Annotated in this window: 22 protein-coding genes; 8 read left to right on the top strand and 14 right to left on the bottom strand. The window is 69.0% G+C overall.

What is annotated here, in order from left to right; translation table 11 throughout:
* Positions 1–34: 34 nt before the first annotated feature.
* Together HUA75_RS16505 and HUA75_RS16500 are read left to right on the top strand one after the other, a co-directional pair.
* Positions 35–2374, top strand: coding sequence for an acyl-CoA dehydrogenase (locus HUA75_RS16505; RefSeq protein ID WP_174486929.1), 2340 nt, complete (start codon positions 35–37; stop codon positions 2372–2374).
* 68 nt (positions 2375–2442) lie between these two features.
* Positions 2443–2958 (top strand): ester cyclase, encoded by a 516-nt coding sequence (locus HUA75_RS16500; RefSeq protein ID WP_174457891.1) that lies wholly within the window; start codon positions 2443–2445, stop codon positions 2956–2958.
* A gap of 7 nt (positions 2959–2965) precedes the next feature.
* Here the strand turns inward: HUA75_RS16500 and HUA75_RS16495 are convergent, their stop codons facing one another.
* Both HUA75_RS16495 and HUA75_RS16490 read right to left on the bottom strand, forming a co-directional pair.
* Entirely contained in the window at positions 2966–3592 is a 627-nt protein-coding gene (locus tag HUA75_RS16495) for a hypothetical protein (protein ID WP_174457890.1), read from the bottom strand.
* Positions 3593–3743: 151 nt separating this feature from the next.
* Positions 3744–4499 (bottom strand): hypothetical protein, encoded by a 756-nt coding sequence (locus HUA75_RS16490; RefSeq protein WP_174461037.1) that lies wholly within the window; start codon positions 4497–4499, stop codon positions 3744–3746.
* 162 nt (positions 4500–4661) lie between these two features.
* Between HUA75_RS16490 and HUA75_RS16485 the strand changes: the two genes are divergently transcribed.
* Positions 4662–5120 carry a DUF3293 domain-containing protein gene (locus tag HUA75_RS16485; RefSeq protein ID WP_141642953.1) on the top strand — a complete coding sequence of 153 codons (459 nt, stop codon included), beginning with the start codon at positions 4662–4664 and terminating at the stop codon, positions 5118–5120.
* Positions 5121–5252: 132 nt separating this feature from the next.
* Positions 5253–7190: a bifunctional UDP-sugar hydrolase/5'-nucleotidase gene (locus tag HUA75_RS16480; protein WP_174486928.1), complete on the top strand. Its 1938-nt coding sequence runs from the start codon at positions 5253–5255 to the stop codon at positions 7188–7190.
* Positions 7191–7208: 18 nt separating this feature from the next.
* On the opposite strand, the gene HUA75_RS16475 is transcribed toward HUA75_RS16480, so the two are convergent.
* The 6 genes from HUA75_RS16475 to HUA75_RS16450 form a co-directional block, all read right to left on the bottom strand.
* Positions 7209–7631, bottom strand: a complete 423-nt coding sequence (locus HUA75_RS16475) for a hypothetical protein (protein WP_174457887.1) — start codon at positions 7629–7631, stop codon at positions 7209–7211.
* Between the two features lie 195 nt (positions 7632–7826).
* Complete coding sequence (gene clpP / locus HUA75_RS16470) at positions 7827–8435, bottom strand: ATP-dependent Clp endopeptidase proteolytic subunit ClpP (protein ID WP_174486927.1); 609 nt, start codon at positions 8433–8435, stop codon at positions 7827–7829.
* A 142-nt stretch (positions 8436–8577) separates the two neighbouring features.
* Positions 8578–9972, bottom strand: coding sequence for a class II fumarate hydratase (gene fumC, locus HUA75_RS16465; RefSeq protein WP_174486926.1), 1395 nt, complete (start codon positions 9970–9972; stop codon positions 8578–8580).
* Positions 9973–10077: 105 nt separating this feature from the next.
* Positions 10078–10422 (bottom strand): antibiotic biosynthesis monooxygenase, encoded by a 345-nt coding sequence (locus HUA75_RS47730; RefSeq protein WP_174486925.1) that lies wholly within the window; start codon positions 10420–10422, stop codon positions 10078–10080.
* Complete coding sequence (locus tag HUA75_RS16455) at positions 10419–11609, bottom strand: cytochrome P450 (RefSeq protein WP_174486924.1); 1191 nt, start codon at positions 11607–11609, stop codon at positions 10419–10421. The genes HUA75_RS47730 and HUA75_RS16455 overlap by 4 nt, the downstream gene beginning before the upstream one ends.
* 248 nt (positions 11610–11857) lie before the next feature.
* A complete protein-coding gene (locus HUA75_RS16450; RefSeq protein WP_246137195.1) occupies positions 11858–12208 on the bottom strand; it encodes a PspC domain-containing protein in 351 nt (116 codons plus the stop codon).
* A 273-nt stretch (positions 12209–12481) separates the two neighbouring features.
* On the opposite strand from HUA75_RS16450, the gene aceB reads away from it, so the two are divergent.
* The 3 genes from aceB to HUA75_RS16435 all read left to right on the top strand — a co-directional run bounded on the left by aceB (position 12482) and on the right by HUA75_RS16435 (position 16073).
* Positions 12482–14107, top strand: a complete 1626-nt coding sequence (aceB, locus tag HUA75_RS16445) for a malate synthase A (RefSeq protein WP_174467424.1) — start codon at positions 12482–12484, stop codon at positions 14105–14107.
* A gap of 49 nt (positions 14108–14156) precedes the next feature.
* Complete coding sequence (aceA, locus tag HUA75_RS16440) at positions 14157–15443, top strand: isocitrate lyase (protein ID WP_174486923.1); 1287 nt, start codon at positions 14157–14159, stop codon at positions 15441–15443.
* Positions 15444–15644: 201 nt separating this feature from the next.
* Positions 15645–16073: a hypothetical protein gene (locus tag HUA75_RS16435; protein WP_141647273.1), complete on the top strand. Its 429-nt coding sequence runs from the start codon at positions 15645–15647 to the stop codon at positions 16071–16073.
* A gap of 3 nt (positions 16074–16076) precedes the next feature.
* Here HUA75_RS16435 and HUA75_RS16430 read toward each other — a convergent pair whose 3' ends face one another.
* From HUA75_RS16430 to HUA75_RS16410, 5 genes are all read right to left on the bottom strand, one after another.
* The gene (locus HUA75_RS16430; RefSeq protein WP_141647274.1) at positions 16077–16328 is read right to left on the bottom strand and encodes a hypothetical protein; all 252 of its coding nucleotides are present in this window, start codon (positions 16326–16328) and stop codon (positions 16077–16079) included.
* Between the two features lie 101 nt (positions 16329–16429).
* Positions 16430–16768 (bottom strand): hypothetical protein, encoded by a 339-nt coding sequence (locus HUA75_RS16425; protein ID WP_141647275.1) that lies wholly within the window; start codon positions 16766–16768, stop codon positions 16430–16432.
* Positions 16769–16831: 63 nt separating this feature from the next.
* Positions 16832–18115 (bottom strand): TIGR04013 family B12-binding domain/radical SAM domain-containing protein, encoded by a 1284-nt coding sequence (locus HUA75_RS16420; protein ID WP_141647276.1) that lies wholly within the window; start codon positions 18113–18115, stop codon positions 16832–16834.
* Positions 18116–18174: 59 nt separating this feature from the next.
* Positions 18175–19770 carry a serine hydrolase domain-containing protein gene (locus HUA75_RS16415; RefSeq protein WP_371746124.1) on the bottom strand — a complete coding sequence of 532 codons (1596 nt, stop codon included), beginning with the start codon at positions 19768–19770 and terminating at the stop codon, positions 18175–18177.
* Positions 19771–19932: 162 nt separating this feature from the next.
* Positions 19933–21456 (bottom strand): pyridoxal-dependent decarboxylase, encoded by a 1524-nt coding sequence (locus HUA75_RS16410; RefSeq protein WP_174486921.1) that lies wholly within the window; start codon positions 21454–21456, stop codon positions 19933–19935.
* Between the two features lie 153 nt (positions 21457–21609).
* Between HUA75_RS16410 and HUA75_RS16405 the strand changes: the two genes are divergently transcribed.
* Entirely contained in the window at positions 21610–23043 is a 1434-nt protein-coding gene (locus HUA75_RS16405; RefSeq protein WP_246137648.1) for a hypothetical protein, read from the top strand.
* Between the two features lie 11 nt (positions 23044–23054).
* Here the strand turns inward: HUA75_RS16405 and HUA75_RS16400 are convergent, their stop codons facing one another.
* Positions 23055–23966 (bottom strand): LysR family transcriptional regulator, encoded by a 912-nt coding sequence (locus HUA75_RS16400; protein WP_174486920.1) that lies wholly within the window; start codon positions 23964–23966, stop codon positions 23055–23057.
* Positions 23967–23972: the final 6 nt, after the last annotated feature.

The following is a 23972-nucleotide window of genomic DNA, read 5'->3' as shown; positions in this document are numbered from 1 at the left end:
GCGCCCGTTCCCTCGCCTGCTGGAGTGTCGACTTATGGTGGAAGAGATTCGTCCAACCGCGAAGGAGCTGCTGTCGCTGCCGCGCCTCGCGCCGCTGGTGCCCATGCTGTACGTGGCCTGGACGGACGGAGAGCTGACACCCGCGGAGATACGGATGCTCGGCAACGCGGCCCGCGCCCAGCCCTGGCTGGACCTGCGCTCCACCTCCGTGCTCGCGCGCTGGTTGGACCCGCTGCTGCCGCCCACTTCCAACGAGCTGGCGCTGGTGCGCGAGCACATCCGCGCCGCCGCCACGCGACTGGCCCTCAGCCCCCAGGACAGCCTCGCGGAGCTGGGCGCGAAGCTGGCCGAGCTGGTCTCCGGCACGAAGGAGCTGCCCCCGTCCGTCCCCGAACTGGTGCGCGCGCTGGCCTCTGTCGAGGCCGTGCTGGGGGTCTCCAGCCGGGACGCCGTGCGCGCCCTCGTCCCCTCCGCCGCGCACGAGCCACGCCGCATCGGCCCCACGGAGCCCACGTCCTTCGCCCCGGAGGCACTGCGCGCGGTGCTGGACCGCAAGTACCCAGAGGTCCGCTCGAAGGTGCGCACGTGGCTGGAGGACCCGGCCTTCCGCCAGCAGCCCACGCAGGACACGGCGAAGCAGCGCGAGCAGGTCTTCGACTGGCTCAAGCAACTGGCGGACGAGGGACTGGGCCGCATCGCCTTCCCGGAAGGTGACGAGGCGGGCGCGGACCTGGGCGCCTTCATCGCCGCGTTCGAGACGCTGGCGTTCTTCGACATGAGCCTCGTGGTGAAGGCGGGTGTCCACTTCGGCCTGTTCGGCGCCAGCATCCTCTTCCTCGGCACGGAGCGGCACCACCGCGAGTACCTGCCGAAGGTCGCCACGCTGGAATTGCCCGGCTGCTTCGCCATGAGCGAGCTGGGCCACGGCTCCAACGTGCGCGACGTGGAGACGGTGGCGCGCTACGACGCGGAGGCCGGGAACTTCCTCGTCCACACGCCGTCGGACTCCGCGCGCAAGGAGTGGATTGGCAACGCCGCGGTCCACGGCCGCATCGCCACGGTGTTCGCGCAGCTGGAGGTGGGCGGCAAGGGCCTGGGCGTGCACGCCCTCCTGGTGCCCCTGCGCGATGAGCGCGGCAGGCTGCTTCCCGGAGTGCGCATCGAGGACTGCGGCCGGAAGATGGGGCTCAACGGCGTGGACAACGGCCGCATCTGGTTCGACCACGTGCGGGTGCCTCGGGAGAACCTGCTGGACCGCTTCGGCCAGGTGAGCGCCGACGGCGAGTACACCAGCTCCATCTCCAGCGACGGGCGTCGCTTCTTCACCATGCTGGGCACGCTCGTCGCGGGGCGGGTGAGCGTGGCGTGCGCGTCGCTGAGCGGGGCCAAGAGCGGGCTGACCATCGCCGTGCGCTACGCGGACTTGCGCCGGCAGTTCGGCCCTCCGGGCGCAACGGAAGTCCGGCTGCTCGACCACCAGACGCACCAACTGCGCCTGCTGAGGCCGCTGGCGAAGACGTACGCGCTCGACTTCGCGCTGGAGTACCTGGTGGAGCGCTACGTGAAGCGCACCGAGGAGGACTCCATGGAGGTGGAGGCCCTGGCGGCGGGTCTCAAGGCGTATGCCTCGTGGAACGTGACGGCGGTGCTCCAGGAGGCGCGCGAGGCGTGCGGAGGCCAGGGTTATCTGGAGGCCAACCGGCTGCCAGGATTGAAGGCGGACACGGACATCTTCACGACGTTCGAGGGCGACAACACGGTGCTGATGCAGTTGGTCGCCAAGAGCCTGCTGACGGACTACCGGCAGCGCTTCGAGGATGACCGCGTCTTCGCGGTGCTCAAGCTCATCGCCGACAAGGCGACGTCGGTGACGGACCGAAACCCCATCGCGACGCGGCGCACCGGCAGCGAGCACCTGCGCGACGGCGACTTCCAGCTCCGGCTCCTGCGCTACCGCGAGGAGGACCTGCTGGCCTCGGTGGCGAAGCGGCTGCGCAAGCGGATGTCCGCGGGCGTGGAGGCGTTCAGCGCCTTCAACCAGGTGCAGGCGCACCTGGTCGCGCTGGCGCACGCGCACATCGAGCGGGTGGTGCTGGAGCAGTTCCTCCACGGCGTGGCGACGGTGAAGGACGAGGGGCTCAAGGTCGTCCTGGGACGGCTGTGCGACCTCTATGGCCTGTCGTGCCTGGAGTCGTCGAGCGGCTGGTTCCAGGAGAACGGGCTCATGGAGGGCAACAAGGCCCTGGCCATCCGCAAGGAGGTCGTGAAGCTCTGCACGGAGTTGCGTCCGGACGCGGTGGCGCTGGTGGATGCCTTCGGCATTCCGGACAGCTGCCTCGCCTCGCCTATCGGCCTGGGGCACCTGTCGCCCTGATGTGCGGTGAACACTCGGGGACCTCGGGGGGCTGACGGCCTGGGCGGCGCTGCGCAGCTTCCCAGGCCATGAAAAGCCCCACGACGACGATGTGGCTCTGCGTGCTCGGAATGTTGTCCGCGTGTGCGTCCGTGTCTCCGGTGGAGCGCGCCGCCGCGCTGGAGGAGCAGAACCGCCAGCAGGCGCGACTGCTCACCGAGGAGCTCTACAACCTGCGCAAGCTGGACCGCGTCGCGGAGCTGTTCTCCGAGGACTACGTGGACCACTCCACGGGAGCGCCCACGGACGTGGTGGGCCCGGCCGCCGTGCGCCAGCAGGCCGAGGCAACGTTCCAGGCCTTCCCGGACCTGCGCTTCGACGTCCTCCACGTGGTGGCGGACGGAGACATGGTGCTGGTGCACTGGAAGGCCGAGGGCACGGACGTGAAGCACCCGGACGACACGGGCAAGCCCCGTCCCCTCGCGCTGAACGGCCACTCGCTCTACCGGATGCGCGACGGCAAGGTGGTGGAGTCCTGGGACATCTCCGACCGCCTCGCCCCGCTTCTGCAACGCGGCTACAGAATCGTTCCGCCCCAGCAGTGACGTGGCGTCACTGCAGGACGGCGGGCGCCTGGAAGACCTCGCCGTCGCGGCCCTCCACGCGCAGGCTGGCGCCGTCGGCGGGGCTCACCTTCAGCTCCACGCGAGGCTGACCCCGACGGTCCACCAGCATCAGCCCCGGCGAGCCGTGCTCATCCGCGCCCAGAATCGCGCGAGGCCGCCCGTCCGCGTCCGCCAGCTCCAGCCGCGAGGAGCCGTCCACCTGGAGTCCCACCGCGAACAGGTCCACGCCACCGGGCTTGGACAGCGTCAGGCGCGGCGCTTCATCCGAGTACACGGTGAGTTCGGCCAGGGACTCGCCCCCGGCCGTGGAGAAGCGCAGCCGGGGCGAGCCATCCACCGCCACGCCCAGCAAGGCGCGCGGACGTCCCGCGCCGTCATGGAGCACCAGCCCCGCGGCGCCCGAGTCATCCAGCCCCAGCGAGGCCCGGCGCTGGCCCTGGGCATCGTTGAGCACCAGGCGCGAGGCCACCAGCTCTCCCCCCAGCGTCGGCGCGGGCTTCAACGCCGCGGTGCCCAGCCCCACTCCCGCCAGCGCGAGCGCCGAGAAGGTGAGTCCCTGCAACCGCCGACAGCGGCGCTCCAGTCGCTCCAGCCGCGCATCCACCGAGTCCATCTCGAGCCTCTTTCTGACCGGACCCTGCACGCCCGGAGCCGGGCAGGTTAGCGGAAGAAGGACGGGCGCGCGCCCCACACCCAGAGACAAGGACCATCATCCACCCACCGAGCCCAGGACAGCCGTTGCCCGGGCCCGAAGGGAAGCCACGTCAGATGTCGACGTCGCTCGAGTCGGCGGTGTTGTAGTCCCGCACGTCGCGCCGGATGGAACGACCGCGGCCGAAGAGGAAGCCCAGCTTGAACTGGACGAAGCCTCCCTCGAAGCCCGCGCCCAGCTCCGAGCTGGAATCCGTGGTGTTGAACTCACCGACGATGGGGACGGAGATGCCCACCTCGGGCATCAGGCGGAAACCCTCGGTGACGCGCAGCGCGTAGCCCACCGAGGCACCCACGCTCAGCAGATTCACCGCCGCGTTTTCGGTGGAGCTGCCCGCGGCGATTCGCGTCGCGGACACGCGAGGCCCCAGCACCAGCTCCGAGCCGCCCGCCGTCTTGAAGCCCACCAGCAGGGGCACCGCCAGGTTGACGTAGCTGCCCACGGCGGCGTCATCGTTTCCCACGAAGACACCCATCACCGAGGGCGCCAGGGAGATGGCCAGGTTCGGGTCATCGGGGGTGGTGAGCAGGAACTTCGACTGGAGTTCGGCCAGCGACGAGCCGAAGCGCACGCCCAGGTCCAAGCGCTCCGTCACGCCGAAGCGCGCCGCGAGGTCGATGTGTGGATAGTAGACGCCAGCCGCCCCGCTCTCACCAATGACGGCGGCGCCCCCGACGCCTGGCTCGATGGCGAACTGGAACTTGCCCGCGCCCAGCGTGTCGGCTGTCTGGACATGACTCACCGAAACACAGCCGGTCCCCCCCAAGCCCCCGCACAGCGCGGCGACGACCACGGCACGACGCATCATCTGGATCCGCCCCACGTCCAAACGCCCCCTCATTGGAACGTTGCGAGGGCACCAGACGTTGAGGGGTTCTGAACATTCACCGGGAATATCCAGACACCTTTTTGCCAGAACCTGTCGCCCCCGGGGCTGACAGCGGGGTGTCGGCAACGCGAGAATGAGGCGATGAGACAGCTCGACCAGGAGCGGTTGCTGGGAGCCTACCGGGCGACGCGGTATGTCATTCGCCCCCATGGTTCCACGGAAGGCGTGGAGCAGGTGCTGCGAGTTGGAAGGCTGCACCCCGCCCTCGACGCCGCCCTGGCGGCACGGGGGCATCGGGAGTGGGCCTTCCTGACAGCCTGGAATCCGGGTTCGCGCCCTCGGGGCAAGGACGAGAACCAGCGCGCGCAGGAGCGGCTGACCTCCCAGCTCATCGCGGGCGGCTGGGTGGTGGCGCCCGCCATCGGTGAGGCGGAGGACGGGAGCTGGTCCGAGCAGAGCCTCTTCGTGCCGGGCCTGCCCCGCGCGGAGGCGGAGCGCTTCGGCCGCGCCCACGGACAGGTCGCCGTCCTCGTGGGCCGCACCGGGGGGCCCGCGGAGTTGCTGCTGTGCGGCGGCGAGGCGCCGCCACCCGCTCCTTGAAGCAGGGCGATGAGTCGCAACCCCGTGTCGAGACGAAGTCGAGGCGCGAGCTTCACCGTGCCGCCATGAAGGGCGCGCCATCCTCCACGAACCTGAGTAGGCTCCCCCTCCCCGTTCGTTGGAGTTCCGTCGATGCCTCAAGCCACACCGCGCTCGTCACTTCCGGGAGCGCGCCCCAGCGTCTTCCTGCTCGCCGGAGCGTTTGTCACCGGCATGTTCCTCTTCGCCCATGGCGGCTGCGGAGGTGACGAGTGCCAGGACGCCGCCGACTGCCGTGAAGACAACGGCACACCGGCCGAGGGAAAGGAGTGGGTCTGCGACGACAAGCGCTGCGAGCAACACCCCGTCCTGCAGCCGCCTCCGGACGCGGGGACACCCGACTCGGGGACACCCGACTCGGGGACACCCGACGCGGGGGCGCCCGACGCGGGGAGACCCGACGCGGGGACTCCCGACTCGGGTCCCACCACGGTGAGCGTGCAGGTGCTCGCGTTCAATGACTTCCACGGGCAGCTCGAGGAGCCCGCGAGCCAGATTCTGGCGGGCGTGGCCCCCGACGGTGGGCCGGTGCGGGTGAACGCGGGCGGCGTGACGTACTTCGCCCGGCACATCGCGGCCCTGCGGGCCACCAATCCGAACACGGTGGTGGTGGCGGCGGGAGACCTCATCGGCGCCTCGCCGCTGGTGTCGGCGCTCTTCCACGACGAGCCCACCATCGAGGCGATGAACCTGATTGGTCTTGACCTGGTCGCGGTGGGCAACCACGAGTTCGACGAGGGCAGCACGGAGCTGTTGCGCATGCAGTCGGGCGGCTGCCACCCGGTGGATGGCTGCCTGGACGGGGATGGCTTCCCGGGCGCGAAGTTCAAGTTCCTGGCGGCCAACGTGGCCACGGGCGTGGACCGCACGCTGTTCCCCCGCTACGACGTGCGCGAGTTCGAGGGCGTGAAGGTGGCCTTCATCGGCATGACGTTGGAGAACACGCCGGAAGCCGTCATCCCCACGGGCGTGGCGGGGCTCACCTTCAAGGACGAAGTGCAGACGGTGAACGCGCTGGTGCCGGAGCTGCGGCAGCAGGGCATCGAAGCCATCATCGTGGTGGTGCACCAGGGCGGCAATCCGGCCCCGGGCTCGCTGGTGAACGAATGCAAGGGCGCGGGTGCGGACGGCCTCATCTCAGGTGCCATCGTGGGCATCGCCAAGGGCCTCAACGACGCGGTGGATGTCATCGTCAGCGGCCACACGCATCAGGCCTACAACTGCGTCATCGATGGCAAGGTCGTCACGAGCGCCTCGTCGATGGGGCGGCTCGTCACGGACATCGACCTGACGTTGAGCAAGGCGACGGGCGACGTCGTGGGGGCGCGAGCGAACAACGTCATCGTCACTCGCGACGTGCAGGAGGTCGGCGCGGTGAAGGAGCTGGTGACGAAGTACCAGGGGCTCGTCGAGCAGCGGGCCAACCGGGTCATCGGCTGGGTGGCGCAGACGCTCAGGTCACAGACGGACTCCGCGGGCCAGTCCACCCTGGGCTTCGTCGTCGCGGACTCACAGTTGGAGGCGACGAAGCCCGCGAACCTGGGTGGGGCGCAGGTGGCCTTCATGAACTCGGGCGGCCTGCGCGCGGACATCGGCCAGGGAGAGGTCACCTACGGCGAGGCCTTCACCACGCAGCCGTTCGGCAACAGCCTGGTCACCGTGACGCTGACGGGCGCGCAAATCGAGCAACTGCTGGAGGGGCAGTGGCAGCCGTCGGGAGCCACCATCATGCTGCTTCCGTCGGCGGGCTTCACCTATGCGTTCAGCGCGTCGGCGCCCATCGGAAACCGCGTCGACCCGGCGTCCATCCGGATCAACGGCGTGCCAGTGAGCCCGACGGCGGAGTACCGCGTCACCGCGAACAACTACCTCGCGAGTGGGGGTGATGGCGTCGAGGTGCTCCCCGAGGGGACGAACCGGCTGGGTGGCGCCGTGGACAGCGACGCGATGGAGGCCTACCTGAAGGCGCACAGCAGCGCGGCGAGCCCCTTGCCCGCCCCGGCGTTGAATCGCATCACCGCGCTGCCGTAGCGGCCGGCTCCGGCCGCGTCAGGGGACGGGTCCTCGCCCCTGACCGCCGGAGGGCACGTCCTCTCCCCGTCCGGGGACGTTGTCGGGGGTGGTGGTGGAGCCCGGGAGGATTTCAATCTCCTGGGCGCGCGTCACCCGGCGGGCAATCTCGTCGAACTCCAGCTCCACGCCCCGGCCGGGCTTGTCCTTCAAGCCGAAGCGGATGCGCCAGAGGTTGGGGCGGATCTCCACGGCCTCGCCGGCCTGGGCCAGGACGAAGCTGTTGTTGCGGGCGTATTCCTCACCGGCCTGGATGACGTCGCGCTCGCCCAGCTCCGCCTGCACGGAGGCCGAGGAGGGGGGAACGGGCGGGCGACCGGTAGGCCCCACGCAGCCCACTCCAAGCAGGATGGCGGCGGGTAGCAGGAGGCGACGGAGGGTGCGCGAGCGGGGCCAGGACATGTGTCCAAGTTTGGGCATCGGCCAGGACACTCGCAGCCGAGGGAGCGGGCACGGCGGCGCGCGGATTTCGCGCCTGCTCGGTGCACCAGCGGAGGACCTGCGCGCGGCGGGGGGCGGAATCAACGGGCGGAAGCCAGGGCACCCACCCGGCCCCCGCTCCGCCATGAGAGCGGGGGGCGGTGCGACGACGCGCCGTTACTTCGCGGACGGGGACGGAGAGATGATGCGCTGCTTCTCCACGACTTCGTCGATGAGGCCGTACTGCCGGGCATCCTCGGCGCTCATGAAGTAGTCGCGCTCGGTGTCCTTCTCGATGCGCTCGACGGTGTGGCCCGTGTGCTTGACGATGAGGCCGTTGATGTAGCTGCGCAGGCGGAGGATTTCCTTGGCCTGGATGTCGATGTCCGTGGCCTGGCCCTGAGCGCCGCCGAGCGGCTGGTGAATCATGATGCGGCTGTTGGGCAGGGCGTAGCGCTTGCCCCTGGCACCGGCCAGCAGCAGGAGGGCGCCCATGGAGGCGGCCTGTCCCACGCAGATGGTGGACACCGGACACTTCACGTACTGCATGGTGTCATAGATGGCGAGGCCGGCCGTGACGGAGCCACCGGGCGAGTTGATGTAGAGGTTGATGCCCTTGTCGGGGTCCTCGGACTCGAGGAAGAGCAGCTGGGCGACGATGATGTTGGCCACGTCGTCGTTGACGGGCGTGCCCAGCATGATGATGCGGTCCTTGAGGAGCCGGCTGTACAGGTCATACGCCCGCTCGCCGCGGTGCGTGGTCTCAATGACGAAAGGGACGTTCATGGCTTTCCTACCCTAATCGTCCTGTCGCCCTCGCGCCCGCTCGTTCTTCCCGCAGCGTGAGCTGGCCCACGGTTGGGACGGGGGATGGCCCCCCGGATGCCCCTCGGTGGGGCGTCCAGGCGGGGTGTAGGACACGGGCGGCCTACAGGCCGGTCATCTTCTCCGGGCGGACCCATTGGTCGAACTGCTCGGAGGTGAGCAGGCCCAGCGCCACGGCGACCTCCTTGAGCGTCTTGCCTTCCTTGTGGGCCTGCTTGGCGATTTTCGCGGCGTTGTCGTAGCCGATGTGCGGGTTGAGGGCGGTGACGAGCATGAGGCTGCGCTCCAGGTTCTCCTGGATGCGGGCGCGGTTGGGTTCGATGCCGACAGCGCAGTTGAGCCGGAAGCTGCGCATGCCGTCCGCGAGCAGCCGGCAGCTCTGCAGGACGTTGTGGATGATGAGGGGCTTGAAGACGTTGAGCTCGAAGTTGCCGGAGGCGCCGCCGATGGAGACGGCGACGTCGTTGCCCATGACCTGGGCGCAGAGCATGGTGAGGGCTTCGCTCTGGGTGGGATTGACCTTGCCCGGCATGATGGAGCTGCCCGGCTCGTTCTCCGGGATGGTGATTTCGCCCAGGCCGGAGCGGGGGCCGGAGGACAGCCAGCGGATGTCGTTGGCGATTTTGAAGAGGACGGCGGCCAGGCCCTTGAGGGCGCCGTGGGCCTGGACGAGCGCGTCGTTGGCGGCCAGCGCCTCGAACTTGTTGGGGGCGGTGACGAAGCCGAGGCCGGTGAGGCGGGCAATCTCCTTCGCGACGCGCTCGGCGTAGCCCTTGGGAGCATTGAGGCCCGTGCCGACGGCGGTGCCACCCAGCGCGAGCTCATGCAGGTGCGGCAGCGTCCGCTCCAGGTGGGAACGCGCGAGGTCCAGCTGGGCGACGTAGCCGCTCAGCTCCTGGCCCAGGGTGAGGGGCGTGGCGTCCTGGAGGTGGGTGCGGCCAATCTTCACCACGTCCATGAAGGCGCGGGACTTGTCGGCGAGGACATCGCGCAGGGCCTTCAGTTCGGGGAGGACGTGCTCGACGAGGGAGGTGGCGGCGGCCACGCTCATGGCGGTGGGGAAGACATCGTTGGAGCTCTGGCCCTTGTTGACGTCGTCGTTGGCGTGGACCTTGCGGCCCTCGCCGCGCTCTCCGCCGAGCAGCTCCGAGGCGCGGTTGGCGAGCACCTCGTTGGTGTTCATGTTCGTCTGGGTGCCGCTGCCGGTCTGCCAGACGGACAAGGGGAACTCGGCGTCGTGTTTGCCGGCGAGGACTTCATCGGCGGCGCGGACGATGGCATCGCCCTTCTCGCGAGCCAGGCCGCCGTTCTCCACGTTGACGAGGGCCGCGGCCTTCTTGACGAGGACGAGCGCGCGGATGAGGCCGGGGGGCATGCGCTCGGTGGAGATGGCGAAGTTCTGGAGGCTGCGCTGGGTCTGCGCGCCCCAGAGGCGGTCGGCGGGGACTTCGATGGGGCCGAAGGTGTCCTTCTCGATGCGAACGTTCTGGGTGCTCACGCGCGGGGCTCCTGGCGAAAAGTGTCCGTGAGCCCACGAATAACAGGCTGGAGCCGTTGGCACCCGGAAGGTGTGTGGACCGTCGCTCCGTGAGCAATCCGGGTGTCAGCCGTGAGCCCGGCGGCTGTCGTCGGGGGCCTGCTCGCGCGCGTGGGGTCCGTAGTCGCGAAGGACCGTGGCGACGCGCAGGCGGTAGTCGGCGAAGACGGACTCCCGGCCCCGGGCCTGGGCGGCGCGGTGGGCCTCGAGCTGTCGCCACTGCTGGACGGCGGCCTCGTCCCGCCAGAACGAGAGGGAGAGCAGCCGGTCGGGCGAGGACAGACTCTGGAAGCGCTCGATGGAGATGAAGCCGTCGATGCGAGCCAAGAGCGGCCGGAGCTGGTCGGCCAGGTCCAGGTACTCACGCTGTCCATCGGCGCTGAGCCGGGCCTCGAAGATGACGGCAATCATGGTTGAGCCTCCAGGAGAACAGGAGCAGCGAACACGGGGATGCGAGAGTTGAGCGAGGGCATCCAGGTGGCACCGAGGGCAGCCGCCCGAAGCACGCGAAGGTCCGAAGAGAGCAGCGCCAGGAGCGCGCCGTGGACAATGGACTTCGCGAGCCCATCACCCGGGCAGACATGAGCGCCCGCGCCGAACGCAAGCGCCCGGGGATGCGCCCGGTGGAGGTCGAACCGCTGCGGTTCCGGATGAAGGGCGGGGTCACGGTTGGCGGCGGCGAGGACGACGAGCACGGCATCCCCGGAGGCCATGGCCTGTCCGGCGACAACGGCGTCTTCGGCCAGGAACCGTCGGGTGTTCTGGACGGGGGACTCGAACCGGAGCACCTCGTCGAGAAACGAAGGAAGCAGCGACACGTCGTCCCGCACCTCCATGAGCAGCGAGGAGTCCGTGAGCAGGGCGCGAAGGGCCTGCCCCAGCAACCCCGCCGTGGCGTCATGCGTCTGCAAGAGCAGACCGATGGCATTGGCGACCACCACCTCCGAGGAGTCCTGGGGCCCCAGCGAGGCCGTCTCATGGGCCAGCACAGCCAGGGGGCCGCCGGACGAGCCCGGTGCGAGCTGGGCCTCCAGCGCGGAGCGAAACACCGAGAGCAGAGACCGCGCGGCCAGGGTCGCGGGCCCCAAGGTGTCCGGGTGGGCGCCGGGAACGATGCAGCGCACGAAATCCCGCGTCCAGGAGGCGACCTGGGGGAGCGACTCGGAGGAAAGCCCCAGCAGCTCACCGAGCACGTACACCGGGAGCAGAAAGGTCAGCGTGTGACTCGGAGCCGAAAGCGAAAGCTGTCGGGTCCAGCGCCCGGAGACCTCGATGCCCTGAGGCGGCTCCCACGTGCGCATCAGCGCGACGAGGGCGCGCCGTGCGAAGGCGTGAGAGGAGCCATCGTTCATGCGAGCAAGGCGTCGGAACACCTCGCCGGGAGCCGACCCGAGCAGGGCGCGAGGAACCGGTTCGGAGACAGGACGGACGCGACAGGAGGGGTGGGTGAGCACCGCCTGAACGGCCTCCGAGCTGGAGGCGACCCACAGGCGAAGGGAGTCATCCCAGTACAGGGGTCGTCGGGAGACGAGGTCCGCGTAGAAGGGGTACGGGTCCGGGTGGGTCGCGGCGGCGATGGGGTCCAGAGGGGGTGACATCCGGAGTCCTCGAACCGCCGTGCACGCCGGGATGGAGTGCGAAGCGGTGAGGAGCTTCTACGGGTCCCCGAGGACGAACGTTTCGGTGCGGACCGAAATGAGCCGAAGGGTGTGCACCAGCGCCATGTGACGCAAGGGAGCGGGACGGCCGGCGTGGGGGGCCCCGTCCGCTGACGGGGGGACCCGCGCCGAGCCGAGGGGCCCGCGAGCCGTGTCTACCGTGGCCGCGGGCCCGTGAATCCGCGCCCTCAAACCCGGCGCTCGACCCGAGAAGCTTCCGACTGCCCGAGTCCCGACAGCCACTCCATCGTGCGCTGCAGCGGGGCCTGCCCCACCGGAGACGAAGGAGTGAAGCCCCAGAGGAGCAGATAGACGAGGGGCAGCGTGCCGCCGGAGAACAGGGTGGCGATGACGAGCGCCACGCGGACCAGCGCCACGTCGATGCCCAGCTCGCGAGCCAGCATCGCGCACACGCCCGTCAGCGCCCGTCCTTCCACACCCCGGTGAAGCCGCTCCCCTCGCGTCCCGCAGCGAGGGCACTTCGCCGCTTCCGCCCTCATCTCCTCCGCGCATCCCGAGCACCGCTTCATCGCGTCCATGACCTGTCTCCCCAGAGGGGCAACCCCCTTGGCGTCAAGCACCCTCATCCCTACCTACGCACCCTGGCGTCGCTGATTGCATCCCTTCCGCCCGCCGCCCCCTCCCCGCCAAACCCGCGCCAAGTCTGTTGATTTACAGATTTAATCCGGCGGGTGTTGACAGCATTACAGCCAAGCAGGCACAAATTGACCGACACTTCCTTTCCTCCCTCGGAAGATCCATTTTCCGACCCGTCGAAGCTGATTTACAACGCAGCAAGCCAAGGAGTCGAGATGACCGCGGATGCCCCCTCCTCGAAGACCCCGGCCTTCAGCGCTGGCGTGGCCGTCAAGGGGCCGTGGCACCCCGATTACGCCGAGGTCCTCACCCCGGCCGCCCTCGATTTCGTCGCCCGCCTCGCCCGCGCCTTCGGCGAACGCCGTGAAGCCCTCCTGGAGCGCCGCAAGACGGTCCAGGCGTCCTGGCGCAAGGGCGAGCGTCCCCACTTCCTGCCGGAAACGAAGGCCATCCGGGACGGCCACTGGACGGTGGCTCCCCTGCCTCCGGACCTCCAGGACCGCCGCGTCGAAATCACCGGCCCCGTGGACCGGAAGATGATCATCAACGCGCTCAACTCCGGCGCGAACGTCTTCATGGCGGACTTCGAGGACGCCAACAGCCCCACCTGGGACAACGTCGTCCGCGGCCAGCTCAACCTCCGCGACGCCGTCCGCCGCCGCATCTCCTTCACCGCCGACGGCGGCAAGCACTACGCCCTCAACGAGAAGCCCGCCGTCCTCTTCGTGCGTCCTCGCGGCTGGCACCTGCCCGAGCGCCACGTCGAAATCGACGGCAAGCCCATCTCCGGCTCCCTCTTCGACTTCGGCCTCTTCTTCTTCCACAACGTCCGCGAGCAGCTCGCGCGGAACACCGGCCCCTACTTCTACCTGCCGAAGATGCAGAGCCACCTGGAGGCCCGCCTCTGGAACGACGTGTTCCTGCTCGCCCAGGACACCCTCGGAATCCCCCGCGGCACCATCAAGGCCACCGTCCTCATCGAAACGCTCCCCGCCGCCTTCGAGATGGACGAAATCCTCCACGAGCTGCGCGAGCACTCCGCCGGCCTCAACTGCGGCCGCTGGGACTACATCTTCAGCTTCATCAAGACGCTCCAGTCCGACACCAGCGTCGTCCTCCCGGACCGCGGCCAGGTCACCATGGACAAGGCGTTCCTCAACGCCTACTCCCAACTGCTCATCCAGACCTGCCACCGCCGCAATGTCCACGCCATGGGCGGCATGGCCGCGTTCATCCCCATCAAGGGTGACGCCGCCGCCAACGAGGCCGTCCTCGAGAAGGTCCGCGCCGACAAGCTGCGCGAGGTGAAGAACGGCCACGACGGGACGTGGGTCGCCCACCCCGGCCTCGTCGCCCTCGCTCGCGACATCTTCGACGCGAACATGAAGGGCGAAAACCAGCTCTCCAACAAGCGCGAGGACGTCCGCATCACCGAGGCCGACCTGCTCAAGGTCCCCTCCGGCACGCGCACCGAAGAGGGCCTGCGCCACAACCTCCGCGTCGGCATCCAATACACCGCCGCCTGGCTGGGCGGCCTGGGCTGCGTGCCGCTCTACAACCTGATGGAGGACGCGGCCACCGCCGAAATCTCCCGCGCCCAGGTCTGGCAGTGGATTCACCACGGCGCCCCGCTCGACGACGGCCGCAAGGTGACCACCGCGCTGTTCCAGACGCTGCTCGCCGAGGAGATGGCCGAGCTGGAGCGCGAAGGCGTCCAGCAGCGCTACGGCGCCGACCACGTGACGCGCGCCCGCGAACTCTTCGAGCGCCTGTCCACCGCCTCCACCTTCGAGGACTTCCTCACCCTGCCCGCCTACGCGGCGCTGGATGCCACCCGCTGAAACCTTTCGTTCTTCTTCAACCCTTCACCGCCGCACCGAGGAGCCTGCGATGTACGACGCCACCACGACGACCCCGGATGCCACTCCCCACGCCAAGCTCCACGCTCGACGCTTCGAGGGCATCACCCGCAACTACACCGACAAGGACGTGCTGAAGCTGCGCGGCACCCTGCCCATCAGCTACACGCTGGCGGAAGTCGGCGCGAAGCGGCTGTGGGAGCTGCTCCACACCGAGGACTACATCAACGCGCTCGGCTCGCTCACCGGCAACCAGGCCGTGCAGATGGTCCGCGCGGGCCTGAAGGCCATCTACCTCTCCGGCTGGCAGGTCGCCGCCGACGCCAACTCCGCCGGGCAGATGTACCCGGACCAGAGCCTCTACCCGGTGGACAGCGTCCCCACCGTGGTGAAGAAGATCAACAACGCCCTGCGCCGCGCGGACCAGATCGACCACGCCGAGGGCAAGAGCGACCGCTACTGGTTCGCCCCCATCATCGCCGACGCCGAGGCCGGCTTCGGCGGCCCGCTCAACGCCTTCGAGCTGATGAAGAGCATGATTGAAGCCGGCGCCGCGGGCGTCCACTTCGAGGACCAGCTCGCCAGCGAGAAGAAGTGCGGCCACATGGGCGGCAAGGTCCTGGTGCCCACCAACCACTTCATCCGCACCCTCACCGCCGCGCGCCTCGCCGCCGACGTCATGGGCGTGCCCACCCTGCTCGTCGCCCGCACGGACGCCGACAGCGCCAAGCTGCTGATGAGCGACTCGGACGAGTACGACCACGCCTTCATCGACCGCAAGAACGGCCGCACCTCCGAGGGCTTCTACCGCCTCAACGGCGGCCTCGACTGCGCCATCGCCCGCGGCCTCGCCTACGCGCCCTACGCGGACCTCGTCTGGTGCGAGACCAGCACCCCGGACCTCGCCCAGGCCAAGAAGTTCGCCGAGTCCGTCCGCGCGAAGTTCCCCAACAAGATGCTGGCCTACAACTGCTCGCCGTCCTTCAACTGGAAGAAGAACCTGGACGACGCCACCATCGCCAAGTTCCAGCGTGAGCTGGGCGCCATGGGCTACAAGTTCCAGTTCGTCACCCTGGCCGGCTTCCACGCGCTGAACCACTCGATGTACGAGCTGGCCCGCAAGTACAAGGACCGCGGCATGGCGGCCTACAGCGAGTTCCAGCAGGGCGAGTTCGGCTCGGAGAAGGACGGCTACACCGCCACCCGTCACCAGCGCGAGGTCGGCACCGGCTACTTCGACCAGGTCGCCGAGGTCATCTCCGGCGGCTCCGCCAGCACCCTGGCCCTGCACGAGTCCACCGAGGCCCACCAGTTCTAATCGGGCGCCTTTTTCGCTGATCCATCCGAAGGTCGTGGACCTGGGGCACCCTGCCCGTAAGTCCGCGGCCTTCGGTCGTTTTTCTGGCCAGCGGGCAGGCTCCGCGCGCCCGGACGCAACTTCCCGGGGCTTCGGGCGATAATGTGTGCAGACCTCCGAGAATCGCGCTTCGTGCGCCCTCGGTTTGCCAAGGAGCCCACCATGAGCCGCATCAACAACCTCACCGGTCCTCGGGTCCAGGTCCCCACGCCGCAGGCCAACGCCGCGGCCTCGCGCGCGGGCTTCGGCGCGGTGATGCAGCAGCACAACAACAACATGATGTCGGCGGCGAACCGCCCGGGTGATCCGCTGATGTCCACGGGCGGCCTCGTGGTGCAGTCGGCGCTCAACTCCGTGGGTGGCTCCTCGCACGGCGGGCTGCTGAACTCCTACCTGTCGGCCGTGGGCCGTCCCCCCGTCGCCAAGGACGCCAGCTCCGCGGACGGCGCGCAGGCCGCGTCCACGCCGGCGGCGGGCTCCAAGGAGGCGGAGGAGCAGAAGGTGATGATGGAGTTGGCGGAGCTGTCCGCCGCGACGCTGAGCAACTCCATCTTCCACATGGGCAACCGCACGAAGGTGTCGCTGGATTAGTCGCTAGCGCTTCTTCGTCGTCTTGCGCTCGGCGCGCTTGAGGTACTCGGCGCGCTGGCCCTGCTGGAGGTCCCCGGCGCCATCATACGGATGGCCCACCTCCGTGCGCTGACCGCCGTCCTGCCCCGTGATGTCGTTGAGGAACTCGGCGCGCCCTTCGGCGGGCACCCGGTCTCCATCCGCCTCCGGGTCCTTCTGCTTCTCGGGGTCCAGGGGGATTCCGAGCGGCGTCTGGAGATACTCCTTCGGGTCCATGGGGGTCGCTCCTTCGAGGGTGCACTCAGCCCGTGACTCGAAGGTGGGGACGACGGGCTGCTTCGCGCAGCCAGAGAGCCGGCGAGCAGCCCCCCGTCACCTCAGTTGAGGTACTTCGGGCGAGGCGGCGTCGCGGGCTGCTGGCGCATCATCTCCAGGCCCTGGCGCGTGAGGATGAAGCGCACCACGCCGGAGCCGCGCTCCGTCTCGATGTCCGCCTCGAAGGCAGGCCCGGCGATGCCGCCGAGCGCCACGTCCTTGCGCAGGTTGCGCACCTTGCCGCTCAGCATGTCCCCGGCGACGTCCTTCGCGCCCTCTCCCCGCTCGTGCAGCTCGTACGCCGTCTGGTGCAGCGTCATGGCGAGCGAGGGCGTCAGCGGCTGGGAGCTGAAGAGGACGGAGATGAGCAACCAGTAGGGAGGGGTCTCGTCGGAGGACATCGCGCACCCATCCTAAGCGCCTGAGCGCTCGCGGGCCCGAGGAAGTGACGCGGGCAAGGGACGCTAGCCCGCCCGGGGCCTTCGTCGCGAGGCGATGCCCTCCGCCAGCGCCACCTGCTGCTTCCAGTGGCCATACAGCCGGCCCTGGGAGGCGAGCGTGTCCAGCTTGCGCTGCGTCTCCTCATCCACCCGCCCTGGCGCGGCGTCGCGATAGGGCGTGCCGGGCAGCGGCATGAAGGTGTGTCCGTGGACGCGCGCGCCCAGCTTCCCCAGCTTTTCCATCAGGGAGACCGTGGCCTCCACGTCCTCGGGCGTCTCGCCCGGGAGGCCGAGGATGAAGTCCACGTTGGGGACGAAGCCGCCCTCCACCGCGAGCCGCGTGGCGCGCACCACCGTCTCCACGTCATGGCCGCGGCGCGTGGCCTGGAGGATGCGCTCGGAGCCGGACTGCCCGCCGATGATGAGGTTGTCGTTGTGGACGTAGCGCTTGAGGACCGCGAGCGCCTCCGGTGTGACGTGCTCGGGACGGACCTCCGAGGGGAAGGTGCCGTAGTACACGCGCCCATCGGGAGCCATGGCCTCGCGCACGGCGGCGAGCAGCTCCTCCACGGCGGCCAGGTTCATCGTCTCGTCGGCGGTGCCGTAGGACATGGACGTGGGCGTGATGAAGCGGATGTCCCGCCGCCCCGAGCGCCGCAGCTCGCGGGCCCAGTGCGCGATGTTGGCCACGGAGCGATGGCGGAAGCGCGCCTTGCTCATGAAGGGCGTCTGGCAGAAGCGGCACGCGTAGATGCAGCCGCGCGTAATCTCGATGGCGCCGAACATGGCGTGACGGGCCGCGAAGGGAGGAAAGTCGTCGAGCTTCACGCCCTCGCCCCGGCCGTGCTGCACCAGCTTGCCGTCCTTCAGGTGGGCCACGCCGTGCGTGTCACGCGGGTCTTCTCCGCGCTGCACGCGCCCGAGCAGCTCGCGCAGCGAGTACTCGCCTTCCCCAATCGCGATGAGGTCGAAGCCGGCCTGGAGCGTCTGGACGGGCTCGGCCGTCGCGTGGACTCCGCCCGCGATGCAGAGGACGGAGCGGCCCTCCAGTCGCTCGCGCACCCACGCGAGTTCCTCCGCGGAGACGGCGAAGCTGGCGGAGTAGAAGGACCACGCGGCCACCACCGTGTCGCCCGCGTCGGCGCGCTCCTTCACGGTGGAGAGCAGCGTCTGCCTGTCGCGAGGGAAGAACAGCTTCACGTCCGCGAGCGCGGGGTCGGATTCGACGGCGCCCGCCAGCACGGTGAAGGCGTACTTGCCCGGGTACTGATAGCTGAGGACGAGCGAGATGGGACGGTGCGGCACCATGAGCGTCCACCATGATGCCACATGGCCCCAGCCGCGAGGACTCCGAGAGAGCAGGCGACTCAGCGCGCGGCGGGGGCGGGCCGGACGAGGTCGAGCACCTTGCCGGTGAACTCGGAGAACTCCAGGGCCTCGTCGGGAACGCGCTCATCGGAGTCCGACATGCGCACGGCCACGAGGTCGTACTTCGGCAGCACGAGGACACGCTGTCCGCCCTGGCCAATCGCCGCGAAGCCGCTGGGCGGGCCCTCCACCTTCTGTTTGAAGTTGTAGGGAGCGGACTTCTCCATGAAGTCCGTGAGCAGGGAAGCGTCTCCCAGCTTCTCCACGAACGTGGCCAGGAACACGCCCTGCGGAATGGGGCGGTCCGCGATGTCCCGCAGCCGGGCCAGCGGAGCCTCGGGGAAGCCGTTGCGTCGAGCCTGCTCCAGCATGTCCGTGCCGAGCGTGACGGACATGCCCTGCTCGTAGAGGAGCCACCAGAGCAGTCCCGCCGTGGGCGTGTGCGGCTGAGAAGGAGCACCGCCCAACGCCTGGATGTACGACGCGCTCAGGATGCGCTGGCCCTTCCACGTGCCGCCCTGGAGCAGCATCTGCCCCACCTTGGCGAAGTCCACCGGATGGAGCTGCAGGCCCGCCATGCCCACGGGGTTGCCCGACGGGTCCTTGTCCCAACGGAAGTCGCGGATGCCGAGCGGCGTGAAGAGCTTCCGCGCGAGATACACATCCATCTTCTCGCCCGACGCGCGCTCCACGATGCCCGCGACGAGATTGGTGGCCTTGTTGTTGTACGCGTGCTTGCTGCCGGGCTCGTCCACCACCTCGGAGTCCAGCGCGTAGCGCACGAAGTCCTTGGACTCGTAGATGTCGAAGGCGGTGCGATTCGAGGCCAGTCCCGACGTGTGATTGAGCAGGTGCTTCAGCGTCACCTTGCCCTTGAGGCCGTCCTTCCACTCGGGAAAGAAGGTGGAGACCGGAGTGTCCACGGACGGAATCTTCCCCTCGTCGATGAGCAGGCCGATGGCCAGCGCCACCATGCCCTTGGTAGCGGACATGGCCTCGATGCGATGCGTCTCGCCGCCGAAGTACCACTCCCCCACCAGCTTGCCGTGACGCAGCAGCACGAGTCCCGCGGAGCCCGACTTCTCGGCGGCCTTCAGCAGCTCCTCCAACGCGGGCTCAGACAGTCCGGCCTCGCGCGGAGAGCTTCGCTCCAGACCTTCGCCCACGCCCCAGGTGCGCCGGACCTCCAGCGCGTTCTTCCGGGCGCGCTCCACCAACGCGTCGTAACCCGGCAGTGTGCGCAGCGAGGCCATCGCCTTGGCGTGAAGCAGGCCCGCCGGGTCGGCCAGTCCCTTGTCGAGCGCCCGCTCCAACCAGGTCATGGCCATGGCCGTATCGCCCGAAGCAGCGGCCATGCCCGCGGCGGCGCGAGCCACCTCCTCGAACTGGTGTCCCGCGTCCCACACCTGTCGCAGCTCGGCGTGCCCCTTCGCCGCGTCCCCCGCGTGCTGGGCCATCCAGGCCCGCGTCATCGCGGCGCTGGCCTCTGGAGAAGACACCGTCGAGGCCGCGGCGGCCGCTGGAGGAGAGACCGGCTGGGAGTGGGCGCAAGCCAGCAGCGCGCAGAGCGGCAGGAACAGGGCACGTCGTGACACGAAGGACTCCAGGAGAGCGACGGGGGTGTGGGGTACCGCGACAACCAGTTGCCTGGCTGGCGAGAGAACGCTTCGCCTTCCGTCGCATTTCATTACGCCGTGTAAAGGGACACACGGACGTGTCCCCTGGCGCGCGCCCCTCGGCCGTGTTCCTGGAGGACGTCAGCCGACGGACGACGCGAGAAGTTCCCACGCGGCGCGTACGTGTCGCTCCTGCGTCATCGAGGCCCCGATGGCCATCCGCAGCACGTAGCGAGCAGGCGCCCCCTCCACCGCATGCAGCACGGTGTGTGAGAGGAACACCTTGCCCGAGGCATTCACCCGCTCCAGCAGCTCCCGGTTGCGCGCGTCCGTGGCCTGAGGAGGCTCGCCAGGGAGCGGCTTCAAACGGAAGCACACCAGTGACAATGAGCGGGGCACGGCCACCTCGAAGCGCTCATCCTCGGACACCCACGACTCGAAGCGCTCCCCCAGCCGCACGTGCTCACGGATGTGGGCCCGCAGGCCCTTCGCGCCATAGTGACGCAGCACGAACCACAGCTTCAGCGCACGGAAGCGGCGCCCCAGCGGCACCTGCCAGTCGCGGTAGTCGATGACGGCGCCGCTCGCGCTCGCGGCGTTGCGCAGGTACTCCGGCGTCACGCTGAGCGCATCGAGCAGCGCCTTCCTGTCGCGCGTGTAGAAGGCATTGCAGTCGAAGTTGGTGAGCAGCCACTTGTGCGGATTGAACGCGAGCGAGTCCACCCCGGACATGCCATCGAGCAGGTCCCGGTGCTCGGGGCACACCAGCGCCGCGCCCGCCCAGGCCGCGTCGACATGCAGCCAACCGCCCGACGCACGCATGGGCGTGCGGGCCATCACCTCGCCCACCGCGCGAACCGGGTCCGCGGCGCCCGACGACGTGCTCCCCACGGTGGCGCACACGAAGAAGGGCACGCGCCCCGCATCGAGGTCCTCGCGGATGGTGCGCTCCAGCAGTTCCGGCCGCATCCCGTAGCGGGCACTCGTCTCGATGAGCCGCACATGCGTCGTGTCCTCGGCGCCATGGGCCACTCCGCACAACATGGCCGCCTTGAGCACGGAGGAGTGCGCCTGCGTGGACGCATAGGCCACCCACTCGGAATCAGCGGGAGCGCCGTGACGACGGGCGCGCTCGCGAGCGGCCACCATGGCGACGAGCGTGGCCTCGCTCGCGGTGCCCTGGATGACACTGCCTCCGGTGGCGGAGGTGGAACGGAAGTCCTCGGGCAGGCCCGTCAGCTCCGCGAGCCAGTCGAGCACCCGCGTCTCCAGCTCCGTCGCGGCGGGACTGGTGGACCAGAGCATGCCCTGCACGCCCAGGCCCGCGGACAGCAGCTCTCCGAGCACGGCGGGCCCTGAGGCATTCGCCGGGAAGTACGCGAAGAAGGACGGTGACTGCCAATGCGTGAGCCCCGGCAGGATGATGTCCTCCAGGTCCTTGAAGATGCCTTCCCAGCCGGCCTCGCCCGCGAGCCCCTCCTCGGGAGGATGCTCGGGTAGCTTCGACGCGACGCCACCAGGCGCCACCTGGGAGCGCACCGGGAAGGACTCCAGCCGCGCCTGATAGTCGGCAATCCAGTCCACCATCCGGTGACCGAGCTTCCGGAACTCCTCCGGGCTCAGGTGGGGCACGCCTCCATCACCGCCAGTCGAGTCATCGCGCATGCGCGGTTCCTGACACGGGCCCCGTGAAGCTTCAAGCGACGCACAGCGCCATCCTTTCAGGAAATGCACTTATTCACGTTTTCCCAGCATTGATATGGGAAGAGTCATGGTTTGCTCGGGGGCATGACTCCAGACACCACGAGACGTGCTCCGATGTTTCGAGGGCTCGGCCTGTACGGCGTGCTCGCGCTGACCTTCGCCGCGCTGTGCTGGCCCACGCAGGCCCACGCGCAGGCCTGGTCCCTGACGAGCGCACAGCGGCAGGCGTTCCTCCAGTACTACGCGCCCGTCATCCTCAAGCGCGGCAACGGGAACGATGGGCGGCACGGCTATGACTGGGTGACGAACTTCGACTTCGACCGGGATGGGAACTTCTCGAACAACAAGCTGAACTGGAAGCAGATCCCCCAGTACGTCGACGCGTCTCGTACAGGCCCCAGCGCCTATGACGGTTGGCGCATCCGGCCGACGCTGTACACGTCGCTCATCGAGTTCATGGACGGAGGCAAGAACCTCGTCCTCATCTACCACGTGTATCACGCGCTCGATAAGAACGCGGCCGGGGACTACCAGCTCCACGACTGGGAGCGGGTGGAGCTGCTCGTCCAGAACGTGGTGGGCAACCCGGGCAGTGGTGAGTCCGTTGCTTACGGAGTGGTGACGCAGCACAAGCGCAACGTCGTGCGCCGTGCGGGGCACGTGGACCTGAACTTCATGCAGACGGCCACGGGCAAGCACCTGCTCATCTGGCAGGCGGAGTGGTCCGACAAGCTGGCGGCGGCGCATGGGCAGGAGCTGCGCTTCTGCACGGACCCCTATTCGTTCTTCGCGGGCCGAATGGCGAGCGCGGGCAAGGCGGAGGCCGGGGTCAACAACGATGGTAGGAAGAACGTGCACTACGCCTTCGTGCCGGAGGGCTCGGCGGACGCGGTGGCGGCGTTCGGCGCGCGGGCGCTCACGTATGCGACGGCGGACGCGCTGGCGAGCCGCTACGACAACGGGAAGACCGTCACCTGGCCCAACGTGAAGCGAATCACGTACGAGCTTCAGGACCTCGCGGACATCCTGCCCACGCACTGGCAATACGGCGGCTACACGACGCACTGGAAGGACACGTCCCCCATCGACTTCTGGCTGGAGAGCGCCATCGTCAACGAGGCGGGACAGGCGGAGGTGAGCGCGGGGATGCAGCGGTTCTTCCCGCAGACGCGCGACATCGAGAACGAGGATGACCGCGAGGGCTACATCGCGAAGAAGTGGCTGCTGGGCACGTTCGAGTTGAACGACAGCGCTTCCGACTTCGGCGGGGGTGGCTCGAATGCGTTCCACGACAATGCCTATGCCAGCAGCGTGGCGGACTCTCGCGGCCAGACTCGGGCGAGCGCGAGCGGCTACGGCACATCACCGGGCTCGTTCTGGTGGCAGCACGACTACTTCGTGCACACGGGCTTCACGGACTCGAAGGATGGCGTGGAGCATGGCTTCTGGCTGCCGGGCGCGTGGTACTCGCCAACAAGCGGTGGCTTCGACGGGCGCTGGGTCCAGCTTTTCGAAGACCGGCCCGGCCTGGAATCAGGGCAGCGCTGAGCCGAGCCACTTCACTCGGCCACGACACCCCGCCGCACCAGCTCGCGGAAGAAGCGCGCGGCCGGGTCGGCGTGGGTGCGCTCGTGCCAGCACATCGAGATTCTGACGGAATGTGAGGGGTACGGCGCGTCGACCGTCTGCACCGTGAGACGCGCGCCGTGCTCGAGCACGAGCGACTCTGGCAACGTCGCGACCAGGTCGGTCGCGGAGACGACCGCCGCCGCCGCCGTGAACGTGGGCACCGTCATGACCACCTCCCGCGGGATGCCCGCACGTGCATAGGCGGCTCCGACGGCGTCGCCGAAGCCCTTTCCCGGCACCATCTCCACGCGGACATGCCGGAGTCCCCCCAGCGCCCGTGCCGACTGGCGCTTGCCCAGCACCGGGTGTCCTCGGCGCGCCACGAGCACGGTGCGCTCCGTCAACAACGGCTCGAAGTGCAGACCCGCTCCCTGTCCCGCCACGCCCAGGTGCAAATCCACCTGCCCCGACCCCAGGTCCCCTAGCGAGACGAGGGAATCGATACCGACCACGCCCAGGCGCGCGTTCGGCAGCTCCTTGCGCATCAGCGCCGCGATTCGCGGCACCCACGTGAGCTGTCCCGCATCGGCGATGGCCAGGGTGAAGGTCTGCTTGCACCGCAGCGGCTCGAATGGGACTTCATGGAGCGCGAGCTCCATCTCTCGAAGCCCACGGCCAATGGCGGGGGCCAGCGCGAGCGCTCTCGGCGTGGGGACGATGCCACGTCCCTTCCGCGTCACGAGTGGGTCCCCGAGCAGGGCGCGGAGCCGGGCCAGACTGTTGCTGATGGCCGACGGCGTGACATGGAGCCGCTCGGACGCTCGGACCACGCTGCGCTCGGTGAGCACGGTGTGGAGGACCAGGAGGAGATTGAGGTCGATGGCCCCTATCTGAATGCTCATGGTTCG

It is taken from the genome of Myxococcus sp. CA040A, assembly GCF_013336725.1.
Classification (GTDB): domain Bacteria; phylum Myxococcota; class Myxococcia; order Myxococcales; family Myxococcaceae; genus Myxococcus; species Myxococcus llanfairpwllgwyngyllgogerychwyrndrobwllllantysiliogogogochensis.
This window is presented reverse-complemented; position numbering and strand designations above follow the sequence as displayed.

Coding starts and splice junctions, on each gene's coding strand:
- HUA75_RS16505 (WP_174486929.1), top strand. CDS start 35: ATGGTGGAAGAGATTCGTCCAACCGCGAAGGAGCTGCTGTCGCTGCCG.
- HUA75_RS16500 (WP_174457891.1), top strand. CDS start 2,443: ATGAAAAGCCCCACGACGACGATGTGGCTCTGCGTGCTCGGAATGTTG.
- HUA75_RS16495 (WP_174457890.1), bottom strand. CDS start 3,592: ATGGACTCGGTGGATGCGCGGCTGGAGCGACTGGAGCGCCGCTGTCGG.
- HUA75_RS16490 (WP_174461037.1), bottom strand. CDS start 4,499: ATGATGCGTCGTGCCGTGGTCGTCGCCGCGCTGTGCGGGGGCTTGGGG.
- HUA75_RS16485 (WP_141642953.1), top strand. CDS start 4,662: ATGAGACAGCTCGACCAGGAGCGGTTGCTGGGAGCCTACCGGGCGACG.
- HUA75_RS16480 (WP_174486928.1), top strand. CDS start 5,253: ATGCCTCAAGCCACACCGCGCTCGTCACTTCCGGGAGCGCGCCCCAGC.
- HUA75_RS16475 (WP_174457887.1), bottom strand. CDS start 7,631: ATGTCCTGGCCCCGCTCGCGCACCCTCCGTCGCCTCCTGCTACCCGCC.
- clpP (WP_174486927.1), bottom strand. CDS start 8,435: ATGAACGTCCCTTTCGTCATTGAGACCACGCACCGCGGCGAGCGGGCG.
- HUA75_RS47730 (WP_174486925.1), bottom strand. CDS start 10,422: ATGATTGCCGTCATCTTCGAGGCCCGGCTCAGCGCCGATGGACAGCGT.
- HUA75_RS16455 (WP_174486924.1), bottom strand. CDS start 11,609: ATGTCACCCCCTCTGGACCCCATCGCCGCCGCGACCCACCCGGACCCG.
- HUA75_RS16450 (WP_246137195.1), bottom strand. CDS start 12,208: ATGGACGCGATGAAGCGGTGCTCGGGATGCGCGGAGGAGATGAGGGCG.
- aceB (WP_174467424.1), top strand. CDS start 12,482: ATGACCGCGGATGCCCCCTCCTCGAAGACCCCGGCCTTCAGCGCTGGC.
- aceA (WP_174486923.1), top strand. CDS start 14,157: ATGTACGACGCCACCACGACGACCCCGGATGCCACTCCCCACGCCAAG.
- HUA75_RS16435 (WP_141647273.1), top strand. CDS start 15,645: ATGAGCCGCATCAACAACCTCACCGGTCCTCGGGTCCAGGTCCCCACG.
- HUA75_RS16430 (WP_141647274.1), bottom strand. CDS start 16,328: ATGGACCCGAAGGAGTATCTCCAGACGCCGCTCGGAATCCCCCTGGAC.
- HUA75_RS16425 (WP_141647275.1), bottom strand. CDS start 16,768: ATGTCCTCCGACGAGACCCCTCCCTACTGGTTGCTCATCTCCGTCCTC.
- HUA75_RS16420 (WP_141647276.1), bottom strand. CDS start 18,115: ATGGTGCCGCACCGTCCCATCTCGCTCGTCCTCAGCTATCAGTACCCG.
- HUA75_RS16410 (WP_174486921.1), bottom strand. CDS start 21,456: ATGCGCGATGACTCGACTGGCGGTGATGGAGGCGTGCCCCACCTGAGC.
- HUA75_RS16405 (WP_246137648.1), top strand. CDS start 21,610: ATGTTTCGAGGGCTCGGCCTGTACGGCGTGCTCGCGCTGACCTTCGCC.
- HUA75_RS16400 (WP_174486920.1), bottom strand. CDS start 23,966: ATGAGCATTCAGATAGGGGCCATCGACCTCAATCTCCTCCTGGTCCTC.